This is a genomic window from Actinomyces sp. 2119 (assembly GCF_003591215.1).
In the GTDB taxonomy this organism is placed as follows: domain Bacteria; phylum Actinomycetota; class Actinomycetes; order Actinomycetales; family Actinomycetaceae; genus Actinomyces; species Actinomyces lilanjuaniae.
Genome location: NZ_QYRR01000007.1, coordinates 20,444 through 33,134, shown reverse-complemented (window position 1 = coordinate 33,134; position 12,691 = coordinate 20,444). Strand labels below are relative to the sequence as shown.

Genomic DNA, 12,691 nt, shown 5'->3' with positions numbered 1-12,691 from the left:
AGCCGCCTGGCCTAGGGCCCGGGATCTGCTGACTGGAGCGGGGCTGGGTCAGTCGGCTGGGCGTAGGGTCAGCAGCGTGGCCTGCGGCGGGCAGGCCAGGCGTACCGGCGTGTACGGGCTGGTTCCCAGGCCTGCGCAGACGTGCAGGTACATGCCTGACGGCCGTGGTGAGCCTGCCTGCCCCTGCGACGCTGCTGCGGTGACCCGGGGCGGCGAGGATGTCCGCCCCGCCTGCCCTGTCTGCCACCAGGACAGGCCGGAGGCACGGCTCCTGTCCAGGTCGCAGTTGGTGACCAGCGCCCCGTAGCCGGGTACGCACAGCTGGCCTCCGTGGGTGTGGCCTGCTAGGGCCAGGCTGACGCCGTCAGCCTCCATCGCCTCCAGCACCCTGCGGTAGGGGGCGTGGAGGAGGCCCAGGCGCAGCCTGCGTCCCCAGGTGTCGGTGAGGGGCACGGGCGGGTCCCCCGGGGAGCCCACCGGGTGCGCGGACGGTGCGGGTGCCGGGAAGACGTCGCGATCCACGTGGGGGTCGTCCACGCCCACGAGCTCGATGCCGTACCCGCCCACGTGCAGCAGGCCGCGCCGGTTTGTCAGGTCCACCCAGCCGCCACAGGACTGGAGGTCGCGGACCTTCTCCCACGGCAGCGCGTCCGGGTCGCTCCCGGGCCGGTCCGCGGTGCGCGGGTCGTGACGCAGGTAGCGGGTCGGGAGCTTGAAGACTGTGCTGCGGTAGTCGTGATCGCCCATGACAAAGGCTCCGGGCAGTCTCAGGAAGGGCTCCAGGGCACGTGAGAGCGGCTCCAGGCCGGAGGCCAGGGACAGGTTGTCACCTGTATTGACCACGACGTCAGGCGAGAGACGGGCCAGGCCTCGCACCCAGGACACCAGGGCCTCGGTATGGGCTGTCAGGTGCAGGTCAGACAGATGCAGGATCGTCACAGGCGGCTGCCCCGGTGCCAGGACCGGGACCTCCAGGCGGCGCAGGACAGGACGTCGCGCCTCCAGCAGGCTGTAGGCCAGGACCCCGCCGCCCAGGGCGAGAGTCCCGCCGATAGCGCGTACCGCCGTCCGCAGGGGAGAGCCGGGGGCCACGGATCAGCCGGCCAGGTTGACTGAGGGGAAGTCCTGCACCGGCTCGCCGTCCAGGGCGGCCTCCATGTAACCCTTCCAGATCGGGATGGCCAGCGTGGAGCCGTAGATCGTGCCGTAGAAGCGTCCGCCGATGTACTGGTTGTTCAGGGTCCGGTAGCCGTCAGAGTGGCCCACCCAGGTGGCGGTTGACAGCTGGGGCGTGAAGCCCACGAACCAGACGTTGTCGTTGTTGTCGGTGGTACCGGTCTTTCCGGCCGTAGGCCGCCCGGAGAGCTTGGCTGTCTGGGCGGTTCCCCCCGACTGAGAGGTGGCAGTCAGGGTCTGGGCGGTCTTGTCGGCGGCGGTGGCGTCCATGACCTGGTTGCAGTCGGCGCTGGGCACTGCCATCTCAGCCCCGTCAGTGTCCAGGATTGAGTCGATGGCGATCGGCTTGCAGTAGACGCCGTGCGCGGCGAAGGTTGCGAAGGCGTTGGCCATGGCCAGAGGAGGAGTCTCCTGGGACCCCAGCACGATGGAGGGTCGCGGCTCCATGGGGGACCCGTCAGTCTTGGTCACTCCCAGGGAGGCTGCCAGGTCCGTCACCGCGCAGACGTCCATCTGGTTGAGCATCTCCGCGTAACCGACGTTGATGGAGTGCTTGGTGGAGTCAATGACGTTGTGGGAGCCGTCCAGCCCGGAGTCCACGTTCTTGGGGGTCCAGCTGTCCGCCAGCTCGGGGGCGCAGGAGATGTTCCACGAGCTGGCGGAGAACATCCGCGGCTTGGTGTTGAGGGTCGTGTAGCCGGACCTGCCCTCCTGGTACCACTGGGCCAGGATGAAGGCCTTGAAGGAGGATCCTGGCTGGAACCCGGAGACTCCCCCCTCTGCCGACTGCACGCCTCCGTGCTGGGAGTCCGCCGCGAAGACCACCTGGGTCGCCTCCGTGTCGCTCTCACTAGGGTCACCGAAGTTCGTGTTCTGCGCCATGGACACGATCCGGCCGGTTCCCGGCTCGACGGAGACGACCGCCGTCTTGGCCTGGGAGGGGTCCCCGGTGGGGATGACGCCCTGGATGGAGTCGTAGGCGGCGTCCTGCTTGGCTCGGTCCAGCGTGGTGGTGATGGTCAGCCCACCGCGCAGCAGCAGCTGGCGGCGCGCGGCCTGGTCCTCGCCGTAGAGGTCCGAGCCGAGGATCTCGTTGACCACGTAGGTGCAGAAGTAGGCGGCGTTGCCCGCCGCCCCGCAGCCGGCGACGTCGTCGGTCACGTCAAGCATGTCCTCGACGCTGGTGGCGTTGGCCTCGTCGTACTCCTCCTGGGTGATGAACTCCTCCTCCAGCATCTTGTTGAGCACCCACTCCATACGGTTCTTGGCCACGTCCGGCTTGGTGACCGGGTCATAGACGCTGGGCGCGTTGGTCAGACCTGCCATGAGGGCGGCCTCGGCCAGGGTCATCTCCTTGGCCGAGTGGGAGAAGTAGTGCTGGGCCGAGGCCTCCACCCCGTAGGTGGAGGGACTGAACGCTGCAATGTTGAGGTAGCCCTCAAGGATCTGCTGCTTGGAGTACTTCTGCTCCAGGCTCAGGGCGTACTTGATCTCGCGCAGCTTGCGGGGGATGGTGCCCTCCGTCGCCTCCTGGATCAGCGCGGGGTCGTCCTCCTGGATGCCGGCCTCGACCAGGACGTTGCGCACATACTGCTGGGTGAGGGTGGAACCACCCTGGGTGGCGTCAGACTGGGCGTTGGACACCAGCGCGCGCACGATTCCGGTGGGGTCCACCCCCGTGTGCTGGTAGAAGCGCTGGTCCTCCACGGCCACGATCGCGTTCTGCAGGTTGACGGAGACGTCCTCCAGGGGGACCACGATACGGTTCTCCGCGTAGAACTGGGCGATATCGCTGCCGTCAGCAGCCTTGATGACGGAGACCTCGCTGGGCTCCTGGACGTTGAAGTCGCTGGGAAGCTCGTCGAACAGCTGGGCCGCGGCACTGGTCAGCGCCGAGGACGCCCCGACCAGGGGGGCCGCAAATCCCGCGGTGAGGATGCCGCCTGCGCTGGAGAAGAGCAGAAGCACCAGGAGCATCGACACGGCCTGGGCCGGGCTCAGTGATCGGCTGCGCACGGAGGACTTCGACATGCCTCCAGCCTACGTGGAAGAGCGCCGCTTGTGCGGGGCGGTCCAGGTGCTGTTCACCCAGAGGGGCAATGAGGGGCGATATCGCCGTGGTGAGCGGTGTCTCACCACGGCAAGTGGCGGCCACCCTGTCCTTGCTCCCTGCCCCGACGGGCGTCGGCACCCATCCTCCCCTGGCCGGCCGGGGGCCGCCTGCCCGTGCCCGCCAGGCGTCGGCGCCTATGGTGGTCTCGCTGTCAGAGGAATCGAGGGTGGGGACGCTGGTGTGCGGGTAGGGGGTGCTCCCGGTGCTGGGCGTTTGGTGCCCCGGAATGGCCTGGGTTGCGTCTGCCGGGGTGGCGTGGAGGGCGCGACGGCGGCCCGGGACGTGCGCGATCGGCGCAGCGGCGCCTGTATCCAGGTGTGGCGCCAAGGGCGAGCCGTCCCCGGCACGCACCTGGGTACAGGTGCAGTCGCGGTGTCGATGAAGAGGTCTCTGGGCGGAAGCCTTCCGCTGTCGGGTTCCTGTCGAAAAGAAGGCTGACAAGAGGCTGGGCGGGGCGGGGTGGGGTGCTCGGGGCGTCGAGCGAGGCAGGGGCGAGACGGTTTTGCGTGTGACGCTCGGTTGTCATACCGTAACAGTTGTGATGTGGTTGACACCGAGGTCAGTTGCAACTGATTGCACAGGTGACTGGGGGAGTTATGTCAGTAGATGACCAGACCTGGGCCACGCGGGCGGCGTGCACGGCGATCGACCCCGATCGCCTTTTTGGCAAGGGCGCGGAGCAGCGTGACATCAGGTCGGTGTGCTTCTCCTGCCCCGTGCGGATGGAGTGCCTGGCCGAGGCTCTGAACTCCGGGTCCAGCTTTGGTGTCTGGGGAGGGCTGACGGAGCGGGAGCGCCGGGCGCTCCTGCGTCGCTTCCCCGAGGTGGACGACTGGGGCCTGTGGCTGCAGCGTGAGGACGACGACCTTGTTGCCGAGATCCACGCCCGGCGTGCGCCGCGTATCCTGACGCGGGTGCGCTGTGCCTCCTAAGTCCCTGCCTCGCAGGTCTCCAGGGCTTGCGGCCGGTCTGACCCTGCCCTCCCTGCCATTGTTTCCGCCATTGTCTCCTCCCCGGGGTTCCGTCCGTGCCGTGCCTCCCTGGTTGTAGTGTTGTGGCGGGGGGCTGCTCGCGCCTAGGCTGGGAGCCATGACTGCCACGACCTGGGAATATGCCACAGTGCCGCTCATTACCCACGCGACCAAGCAGATCCTCGACCAATGGGGCGCTGACGGGTGGGAGCTCGTCCAGGTGGTTCCGGGGCCTGCGGGCTCGGACAACCTGGTTGCCTACCTCAAGCGCGCGACCTCCTGAGCGGCTTGTGCCGGGCGGACCCGGGCTGGTGCAGCCGGGACGCCGGAGCCAAGGCGCCCTCGGTTGCGCGGCGCCGAGGTGCGCCCTGGCTGCTCAGCGGGCGCGACGGCGCAGCCGGTCGATGTCAAGCAGGGTGACGGCGCGCCCCTCCAGGCGGATCCACCCGCGGGAGACGAACTCGGCCAGGGACTTGTTGACGGTTTCGCGCGAGGCACCCACGAGCTGGGCCAGCTCCTCCTGGGTGAGGTCGTGAGGCACGTGGATGCCGTCCTCCGTGTTGGAGCCGAACCGGTCGGCCAGGTCGAGCAGGGCCTTGGCGACGCGGCCGGGCACGTCGGAGAAGACGAGGTCTGCCAGGGCGGTGTTGGTGCGGCGCAGGCGCTGGGCGAGCGAGCGCAGCATGTCCTTGGCCAGCTGGGGGTGGGACTCCACGAAGTCCATGAGCTGGTTATGGTCCAGGGTGAGCAGCTCGGTGGGCGCTACGGCGCTGGCGGTGGTGGAGCGCGGTCCTGGGTCAAACAGGGTGAGCTCGCCGACGATCTCACCCGGGCCGAGCACGGCGAGAAGGTTCTCGCGCCCGTCCACGCTGGCGTGACCGAGCTTTACCTTGCCTGAGAGCAGGATGTAGAGGCGGTCGCCTGCGTCGCCCTCGTTGAACAGGGTCTCGCCACGGCGCAGGGTGGTCTGCGTCATCATGGCGCGCAGTTCCTCCTGCTCTTGCGGAGCCAGTCCCTCGAAGAGAGGGATCCTTGCGATGATGTTGTCTTCCACGGGGTCCTCCTGGTGGTGCTGGGGCTGGCCTCCCGTGAGACGGGAGCCCTCGGGTCTATCCTGCCACGGGCTTGTGACCTGAGGCACGCCGTCGAGCATTGTAGTCTGTGCGTGTCGCACGTCAAGCGGGATATCGTGTCTGCACCCACGATTGTGCCGGAGATTGTGACTGAGGGCGTAGGCTGCGTGTCGGCGCCACCAGGGTCCGGGGTCCTGGGGCAGGAGCCGGGAACGCTGTCAGGAACGAGGAGCAGGGAGGAGCCCGGGTGCTGACGGAGGCTGCGGTGTCGCGAACGACTTCACGGGACCGCGCGGCGGTGGTGGACGAGGAGCTGGGTCGTGTCTACCCGCAGGCGCGTTGCTCCCTGGACCACGACGGGCCCTTCCAGCTGCTGGTGGCCACGGTGCTGTCCGCCCAGACGACTGACGCCCGCGTCAACACGGTCACTCCGGCCCTGTTTCGGCGCTGTCCTGACGCGGCCGCCCTGGCCGGCTCCCGGCGTGAGGAGCTGGAGGACCTGCTGCGCCCCCTGGGGTTCCAGCGGGCCAAGGCGGGGCACCTGCTGGGGCTCGGGGCCGGCCTGTGCGAGCGGTTTGGGGGAGAGGTGCCTCGTGACCGTGAGGCCCTGATGTCCCTGCCCGGTGTCGGGCGCAAGACAGCCAACGTCGTCCTGGGCAACGCCTTCGGCGTCCCTGCGATTACGGTAGACACCCACGTCGGCCGCCTGTCGCGTCGGCTGGGGTGGACGACGTCGAAGAACCCGCTTCGGGTGGAGAAGGATATTGCTGACCTGTGGGAGCCGACGCGGTGGACCGACGGCTGCCATCGCCTCATCGCACACGGCCGGTCCGTGTGCGCCGCCCGCTTGCCGCGCTGCTCGGAGTGCGTGCTGCTGGAGGCGGGTCTGTGCCCGCAGGTGGGCGTGTGACTCGGCAGTGGGCAGCGGCCTGTCACCACCCTTGTGCCCGCAGCCACCCTCGCACCCGCAGCTCGGATATGCCCCTGGCTGCCTACCGGGTGCGCCTCAGGCGTGCTCGGACAAAAAGGGCAGCAGCACCCTGACCAGGTCCTCGGGGGCCTCCTCCTGGGGGAAGTGCCCCACGCCGCGGATCGTAACTTGCTGGAGGCGGCCGGCCACCCGGTGGGTGTCCCGGGCGTAGGCCTGGGCGGGCTGGACCGGGTCGAGCTCGCCCTGGACGGACAGGACCGGCACGTCTACCGGCTGTCCCAGGGTGGTGGCCTCGGCGCGTGAGACAAGGAGGCGGCGTGCGGGCTGCAGTGCGGTGTGCGCGGCGCCAGGGCGGGCCATGAGCTGGGCGTAGTAGTCGGCCGCCTGGCCCAGGGCGTCGCGGGTCGCGGGGGCGGCCCAGGAGCGCAGGAGCCGCTCCATCCTGGCTGGCGTGCTCAGGCGGCGCTCCGCCAGGCCACGGACCTGCAGCCCCAGGTACTGCAGCGAGCGGCCGGAGACGGCACGGCCGCGCAGGGAGCGTGTTGCCAGGGGGTGGGGGGCGCCCACCGGCACGATGGCTGCGGTCAGGTCCGGTGCCAGCCGGGGCAGCGTCCATGCGGCCTGGCCTCCTAGCCCCGAGCCGACGACGACGACCCGCTCGTGGCCCAGGCTGCGTACGACCCCCGCCAGGTCGGTGCCGAGGGTGGCCAGGTCGTAGTCCGAGGGCGGCCGGTCGGAGCCGCCGAAGCCGCGCAGGTCCACGGCGGCCACACGGTGCCCCTCCCGGGCCAGGGCGGGCAGGACGTGGCGCCAGGTCCACCAGCACTCGGGGAAGCCGTGGACCAGCAGGACCAGCGTCCCTGCTGCGCCGGTCGTGGTCTCCGGCCCGGCCAGGGCGGCGTGGAAGCGGGTGCCGCCTGCGGTGAGGTCGCGGTGGGTCCAGGGGCCGGGGCGGTTGACGATGACAGGCACTCCGGAAGCCTACTGGTACGGCGGGGCTCGCGGGAGCCGCCAGAGTCCCGTCCCTGCTTTCCGAGGAGTGGTTCTGAGGTGGTAGTCACATGATCGTCATCGACGCTTGTGACCCGATTGTCTGATGATGCAGTCTCGTGACAACAGGCTGCCGACCTGGTGGCTGCAGGACTGGTTTGAGCGGCTGCTGGCTGGCCTGACCGGGCGCGTTGGCACCACGAGCGGAAGGGGCTCCGTGAGCACCTCCTGACGAGTCGGACCCCGGTGGAGGCGCCGGGGTCCAGGGGCGTAGCGGCTACGGGACAGTGCCGGGGCAGGGCGTTCCCGCAGGGGCGGAACCCTCCACGGGGGGTGCTTCTCCTGTGGGGACTGCTGGCCCGTCGGGCTACGGCATCATGCCGGGAACCCACCGCGCGGCGGTGCCGGAGGGTGTGGCGCAGAAGGAGCCCCCTGAGGTCTGGGAGCGGGCGGTGGCCGCCTTCCAGGCGTGGATGAGACGCCGTCCCGGGCTGGTGCGCGCGCTGGCGCGTCTGACCCGGGTGATCCAGGTGGTGACACTGGTGCTGCTGGTGGCGGCGCTGCTCCTGGTGCCGCGTCTGGCCGTCGCGATGGTGCCTGCGGTCTTCATGATGGGCTGCCTGCTGGTCATGGGGCTGCTGGCACGCACCCGGACGGTGGGCGTGCGCCTGCTGTCCCTGGTGCTGGGGCTGAGCACCGCCTGGGCGCTGGTGGTGGCGCTGGCCACCCGGGAGGTGGCGCAGGCCGTGGGCCTCACGGTCCAGGACGACGGGGCCAGGATCGCTCTGGCCGCCTTTGTGGAGGAGCCGGGCAAGCTGGTGCCCCTGCTCGTGGTCGCGCTCGTGGCGCCAGGGTGGGTGCGTCGCCTGGCGGCGGTGGACTGGGGCCTTCTGGGGTTCGCGGCCGGTGCGGGTTTCACGGCGGCTGAGGATGCGGTACGCCGCCTGGCGCCTCCGACCCTCCTGGAGCAGGTCGTCGGGGAGCAGCGGCTGGAGTACCCGCTCAACCCGTGGACGGCGGGCTCCTCACCGTCCCGGAGTCGGGGCTGCTCGGCTACGTGCTGGGCCCGGAGCTGGACCCGGGAACGGGACCGATGGCGGTGGGCCACCAGGTGTGGACAATGGGCGTGGCCATGGCTGTGGGCTTGGGGCTGGTGCTGTGGCGGACCCGAAGGCCGTGGTGGCGGGTCCTGGCGTGGGTGCTGCCTGCGGCGGTCCTGGCGCTGGCCATGGTGGACCACGCGGGCTACAACGCTGCGGTCCAGTGGCTGGATTGGGCTGAAGAGGGCTCCGGCATGCCAGGCTGGATCGGCTGGCTGTGGCTGAGGACCGGCCGGGGACATGCCCAGGTGACGCTCAGCGTGGTCCTGCTGGTGGTGTGCCTGCTGGTGGACGCCTAGCGCCGCCACCAGGCGGGTGCGGTGGGGACCACGGTGGCACGGGCGCCCCGGGTGGTGGTACCGCCCATGGGGGGGCGTGCCCGCCCTGGTGCGGCTTCCGGTCCAGTCGCTGGTCGCGCTGGCGGCCTTCTCCTGGAGCGACCTTGTGCTGGTGCGCTCCGCCTACGGGGCGGTGGGGCTCACGCGCAGGTAGCGCATGGCTGAGGGGCGGGCCACGGCCAACCAGGTGCGCGGGGTGCGCGGTGACGCCATGGCCGCCACGGTGCCCGGCCGCGAGCCGCTGGCCCGCAACGTCTTCCGCGTGGTGGCCCTGGTGGTGGGGGCCACCGTGGTGCTGGGGTGCCTGTGGTACGGCACTACGGTGGCCCGTGAGATCGGGGCCTCGCTGCGTAGTGCCGACGACTGGTTCTTCTTTGCCGGACTGCTGGAGGTCCTGGGGGACTTCTGGGACGGGCTGGGGCCGGGAGGGCAGATCCTGCTGACAGCCGTCGCGGTGGGTCTGCTGGGCATGGCGGGCATGTCGCTGGCCCTGGGGGTGACCGGCGTGGCCACGTGGGCGATGTCCCACGGCCGGGGCCTGTCCGCCTTTGTGCGCGACCCGATGGAGGCCACCCGCTCCTACGCGCGCGCCTTCACCCTGGAGCAGCTGGCTCTGGACGCCCTGGACTTTGGCCTGACCTTCATGCCGGGCTCGGCGCTGAGCGCGGGCACGCGCAGCGCGGCACGCAGCCTGGCCTCATCGCGCGCCGCAATGGCCAGGGCGGAGGACCTGGGGGAGATGTTCACCCACTTCCAGCGCCACGCCGAGCTGGACGCGACCCTGCGCGCCGCCCAGGCCAGGCTGGGCTCCATAATGCCGCCGGGGTACACCGCGAGGGACTTCGGGAAGAAGAATCTCAAGGACTCAGTTAAGCAGTTGAAGGACGCGGGCTACACCGATAAACAGATCACGGCTCTGAAAGACGCGGTGAGGGACGTACGGAATCTGCGTGGGGCGCGCAACCGGGCGGCGGAGTACGTGGGCGAGCGTGGTGGGGAGCAGGTCCTCACCCGTGAGGGCTACTACATCCCGCAGTCCTTCCGCTCCACCGGCCCCCACCAGGCAGGGCCTGGTAACTATGCCGTAGACAGCATGGCCGTCTCGCCCTCGGGTGACCATATCGTCATCCCTGAGATCAAGGGTGGTAGCGCCACCGTGAGCACCAAGCCGGTTCAGACTCTTCATGAGGGCTATGCCTCCCAGGCCACTCCGCCCTACGTGCGCGACCGCATGCTGCGCGACCAGCGGATGGTTCAGTTCTTCCGCGACAACCCTGCCCTGTGGGAGTCGGTCAAGATGCGGTGAGGCTGCCTGGCAGGTTGCGCAGTCCAGCCGCAAGAACAGTCAGGACAGAGTGAGACGGGCACAGGGCTGGTGGGCCAGAAGGGGAGTGTGGTTGTGGTGGAGATGAGGGTGCTGCCTGTGGTGTGGGTCCGGGCGTGGACCGAGCTGGAGTGGCCGGTGTCGTGGGAGACGGCGTTCGCGGTGCGTGACCGCCTGGGCTGGGAGCCCAAGCCTCACGATGGTGAGATGTTTTGGACTGAATTGTCGGTTGGTGACGAGGGTGGTGTGATCTCTAACTTCCACGGCCGGGTTGATGATGTGACTATCCCGTTGACGACGCGGGTGGTACGTGGGCAGGAGGACGAGCACACCGCCCCGAGGGCGTGGGCTGCCTACCGGGCCTACGTGGAGGCGCTGACGGGCTTGTACGGCCCGGGGAGGCAGACGGCTGACCGAGGGATTGCGAAGACGGAGTGGGTGCTGCCCAACCGGGTGACCTTGACCATCATCAGCTCGGACCTTGGGGGGGGGGGGGACGCTGTCGTGGAGTCGCCTGAGCTGACTGCGCTTGGTGAGTATGAGGAGTACTACATTGAGAAGTATGGGGAGGACGCCTGGTTCAACGGGTGAGCGCCTCTCAGCGCCCGGGAAGGATCTCCACGAACCGTGAGAAGCGGGCGTAGTAGTCGTCCTGCAGGGAGCGGAACGTGCCGTGCAGGAATCCTGGCTCCTCCTCGTAGCGGCTCAGGCCACGGTAGTAGAATGCTTTCTTCTCCTCCAGCACGATGAACGGCATGACTCCGTGGCGCAGGCACTGCTGGAACATCAGCACCCGCCCCACCCGGCCGTTGCCGTCCTGGAAGGGGTGGATCGACTCAAAGTGGTAGTGGAACGCAGCAATGTCCTCAAAGGACATCTGTGACGGCGTGCGGGCCAGCAGGTCCTGGACTGCGGTCTCCACCTGCTCTGGCGGCGTCGTGTCCTGCCCGCCGACCACGTTGGCCTGGCGCTTCCAGTCGCCCACAGCGAAGGACTGGCGACGGGCGTCCGCCGTGCCACGCTTGAGGATGCGGTGGTAGTCCTTCATCGTCTCGGCGGTGACTGGCTCGTCCACCCGGCCCAGCATCTCGTCAAACAGGTCGAAGCTGTTGACCGTCTCGACCACATCATCGACCGGAACGCCGTCTCCTGTGATCGTACGGGTCTCGTAGATGTAGCGGGTCTGCTCCTGGTCGAGTCGGCTACCCTCGATCCGGTTGGTGTTGTAGGCCATGAGCACCTGGGTCAGGTGGTACAGCCCGCCCTTCATCCGCGTGCGACACTGGTCCAGGAGCGTACGCCGGAACTGAGACGCGTCGATGGCGTACTCCTCCTCGCGCACGGTGGCTCCTTCCTCCGCAGCGGCCTGTGGCTGAGCCTCATCCTACGACCCACACGCCAGGGCAGGCTCCGCCAGGCCCTCTCAGGCCATGGCCAGGCTCAGGGCGACATAGGCCGCCGTGCCACCCACCAGGGACAGGGCGATCGACCTGCGCCACAGGTGCAGCACCGCGGTCCCAGCGATCCCCACGGCCGCAGGTACCCACGTGGCAGGCTCCAGGGTGACCCCCTCAAGGGTGTAGGCCACGAGCACCACCATGACGCCCAGGGGCATCGCCTGTGACAGGAAGTCCAGCAGGGCGCTGTTCCCCCGCCCGCGCAGCAGCACAAAAGGCAGGATCCGGCAGCCAAAGGTGATGACCGCGACCACGAGGACAGCCACGGCGACCTGCGTGGTGCTCAGCACTGCGCTCCCTCCTGCCGGGTGTCCCGCTGGCTGCGGGCCGGGTCGTCGCGGGAGTCGCCCTGGGAGTCGCCGCGGGAGTTACCGTGGGAGTCGCCGCAAGAGTCGGCGTGGCGGCCGCCCCTGGGGCCTGGCTGGCCGCGTCCGTTCTTTCGACCAGGCCGTGGGCCACGGCGCCGCCAGGCGAACAGGGCCACCAGGCCCGCCGCCAGCACCGTCAGGGCCACCAGCAGTGCTGCGGACCCGCCCACGAGCAGGCCCGTGCCGCCCGCCAGCATCCCCAGGCACAGGACAGCCACGTCCGGGTGCGTCCTCCAGTTCTCGATAGCCAGCACCACGAACAGCGCAGTCAGGACGAAGCCCAGCAGCCCAATGCGCTCCCCGACCACGGCGGCCAGCCCCGTTCCGGCCAGGGCGCCCGCTGTCGTACCGGCCGTCCAGGCGGCGTGACTGAGGGCCTGGACGGTCAGGACGTAGCGTCCGCTCATGAGGCGGTGGTCCTTGGAGGCCAGCAGCGCGTAGACCTCGTCGGTGATGGCGTGGACCGAGTACAGGCGGGCGGCCAGGCGGCCTCGGACCCGCTCTAGGGGGAAGCCCAGACCGTAGAAGACGTGCCTGCCGGAGACGAAGACGGTGGACACCGCGATAGTGGCTAGCGGCTCCCCCGCACCAGCCAGCGGCACCAGCAGCATCTGCATGGTCCCGGAGTAGATGAGGAGGCTCCACAGCGGCGCCCACCACCAGGACAGCCCCTGGGCGACGAGCAGCACGCCTGCTGCCAGCCCTAGCGTCACGTAGCCGACGACGACAGGCACTGCGTCACGGGCCGCAGCACGGGTGCTGGTGGGCGGCTGACCCGGTGTCTCGGGTCCCGGCGCTACCGAGGAGGCCGGGTCGTCACGTGCGGGCAGGTCGGTCACCGCTCAGAGGC

Annotated in this window: 14 protein-coding genes; 6 read left to right on the top strand and 8 right to left on the bottom strand. The window is 69.5% G+C overall.

All coding sequences use genetic code 11. The annotated features are described in order from the left end of the window. Positions 1-48: 48 nt before the first annotated feature. Positions 49-1,092: a metallophosphoesterase gene (locus D4740_RS09530; protein ID WP_220475030.1), complete on the bottom strand. Its 1,044-nt coding sequence runs from the start codon at positions 1,090-1,092 to the stop codon at positions 49-51. A gap of 3 nt (positions 1,093-1,095) precedes the next feature. Further along, a complete protein-coding gene (locus D4740_RS09525) occupies positions 1,096-3,207 on the bottom strand; it encodes a transglycosylase domain-containing protein (protein ID WP_119836720.1) in 2,112 nt (703 codons plus the stop codon). 678 nt (positions 3,208-3,885) lie between these two features. Between D4740_RS09525 and D4740_RS09520 the strand changes: the two genes are divergently transcribed. Further along, positions 3,886-4,221 carry a WhiB family transcriptional regulator gene (locus D4740_RS09520; RefSeq protein WP_119836719.1) on the top strand — a complete coding sequence of 112 codons (336 nt, stop codon included), beginning with the start codon at positions 3,886-3,888 and terminating at the stop codon, positions 4,219-4,221. 157 nt (positions 4,222-4,378) lie between these two features. After that, complete coding sequence (locus D4740_RS09515) at positions 4,379-4,543, top strand: DUF4177 domain-containing protein (RefSeq protein ID WP_119836718.1); 165 nt, start codon at positions 4,379-4,381, stop codon at positions 4,541-4,543. A gap of 93 nt (positions 4,544-4,636) precedes the next feature. Here the strand turns inward: D4740_RS09515 and D4740_RS09510 are convergent, their stop codons facing one another. Further along, on the bottom strand, positions 4,637-5,314 hold the full coding sequence (locus tag D4740_RS09510) for a Crp/Fnr family transcriptional regulator (protein WP_119836717.1): 678 nt from the start codon (positions 5,312-5,314) through the stop codon (positions 4,637-4,639). A gap of 284 nt (positions 5,315-5,598) precedes the next feature. On the opposite strand from D4740_RS09510, the gene nth reads away from it, so the two are divergent. Continuing rightward, positions 5,599-6,243, top strand: a complete 645-nt coding sequence (gene nth / locus D4740_RS09505; RefSeq protein WP_396027243.1) for an endonuclease III — start codon at positions 5,599-5,601, stop codon at positions 6,241-6,243. 96 nt (positions 6,244-6,339) lie between these two features. Here nth and D4740_RS09500 read toward each other — a convergent pair whose 3' ends face one another. Together D4740_RS09500 and D4740_RS12915 are read right to left on the bottom strand one after the other, a co-directional pair. Further along, positions 6,340-7,236, bottom strand: a complete 897-nt coding sequence (locus tag D4740_RS09500) for an alpha/beta fold hydrolase (protein WP_119836716.1) — start codon at positions 7,234-7,236, stop codon at positions 6,340-6,342. A 385-nt stretch (positions 7,237-7,621) separates the two neighbouring features. Continuing rightward, entirely contained in the window at positions 7,622-8,173 is a 552-nt protein-coding gene (locus tag D4740_RS12915) for a hypothetical protein (protein ID WP_162933749.1), read from the bottom strand. Between the two features lie 90 nt (positions 8,174-8,263). On the opposite strand from D4740_RS12915, the gene D4740_RS12910 reads away from it, so the two are divergent. From D4740_RS12910 to D4740_RS09485, 3 genes are all read left to right on the top strand, one after another. Further along, positions 8,264-8,653 carry a hypothetical protein gene (locus tag D4740_RS12910; protein WP_182911386.1) on the top strand — a complete coding sequence of 130 codons (390 nt, stop codon included), beginning with the start codon at positions 8,264-8,266 and terminating at the stop codon, positions 8,651-8,653. A 196-nt stretch (positions 8,654-8,849) separates the two neighbouring features. Beyond that, positions 8,850-9,998, top strand: coding sequence for a hypothetical protein (locus D4740_RS09490; protein ID WP_119836714.1), 1,149 nt, complete (start codon positions 8,850-8,852; stop codon positions 9,996-9,998). Between the two features lie 87 nt (positions 9,999-10,085). Further along, positions 10,086-10,607: a DUF6301 family protein gene (locus D4740_RS09485; RefSeq protein ID WP_147392897.1), complete on the top strand. Its 522-nt coding sequence runs from the start codon at positions 10,086-10,088 to the stop codon at positions 10,605-10,607. A gap of 7 nt (positions 10,608-10,614) precedes the next feature. On the opposite strand, the gene D4740_RS09480 is transcribed toward D4740_RS09485, so the two are convergent. The 3 genes from D4740_RS09480 to D4740_RS09470 all read right to left on the bottom strand — a co-directional run bounded on the left by D4740_RS09480 (position 10,615) and on the right by D4740_RS09470 (position 12,680). Next, positions 10,615-11,358, bottom strand: a complete 744-nt coding sequence (locus tag D4740_RS09480) for a Fic family protein (RefSeq protein ID WP_259390771.1) — start codon at positions 11,356-11,358, stop codon at positions 10,615-10,617. Between the two features lie 81 nt (positions 11,359-11,439). After that, positions 11,440-11,763 (bottom strand): branched-chain amino acid transporter permease, encoded by a 324-nt coding sequence (locus D4740_RS09475; protein WP_119836712.1) that lies wholly within the window; start codon positions 11,761-11,763, stop codon positions 11,440-11,442. Further along, positions 11,757-12,680: an AzlC family ABC transporter permease gene (locus tag D4740_RS09470; RefSeq protein WP_396027242.1), complete on the bottom strand. Its 924-nt coding sequence runs from the start codon at positions 12,678-12,680 to the stop codon at positions 11,757-11,759. The genes D4740_RS09475 and D4740_RS09470 overlap by 7 nt, the downstream gene beginning before the upstream one ends. Positions 12,681-12,691 lie beyond the last annotated feature (11 nt).

Excerpts from the sequence above, each read along its gene's own strand:
- D4740_RS09490 (WP_119836714.1), top strand. The coding sequence starts at position 8,850 with ATGGCTGAGGGGCGGGCCACGGCCAACCAGGTGCGCGGGGTGCGCGGT.
- D4740_RS09515 (WP_119836718.1), top strand. The coding sequence starts at position 4,379 with ATGACTGCCACGACCTGGGAATATGCCACAGTGCCGCTCATTACCCAC.
- D4740_RS09525 (WP_119836720.1), bottom strand. The coding sequence starts at position 3,207 with ATGTCGAAGTCCTCCGTGCGCAGCCGATCACTGAGCCCGGCCCAGGCC.
- D4740_RS09520 (WP_119836719.1), top strand. The coding sequence starts at position 3,886 with ATGTCAGTAGATGACCAGACCTGGGCCACGCGGGCGGCGTGCACGGCG.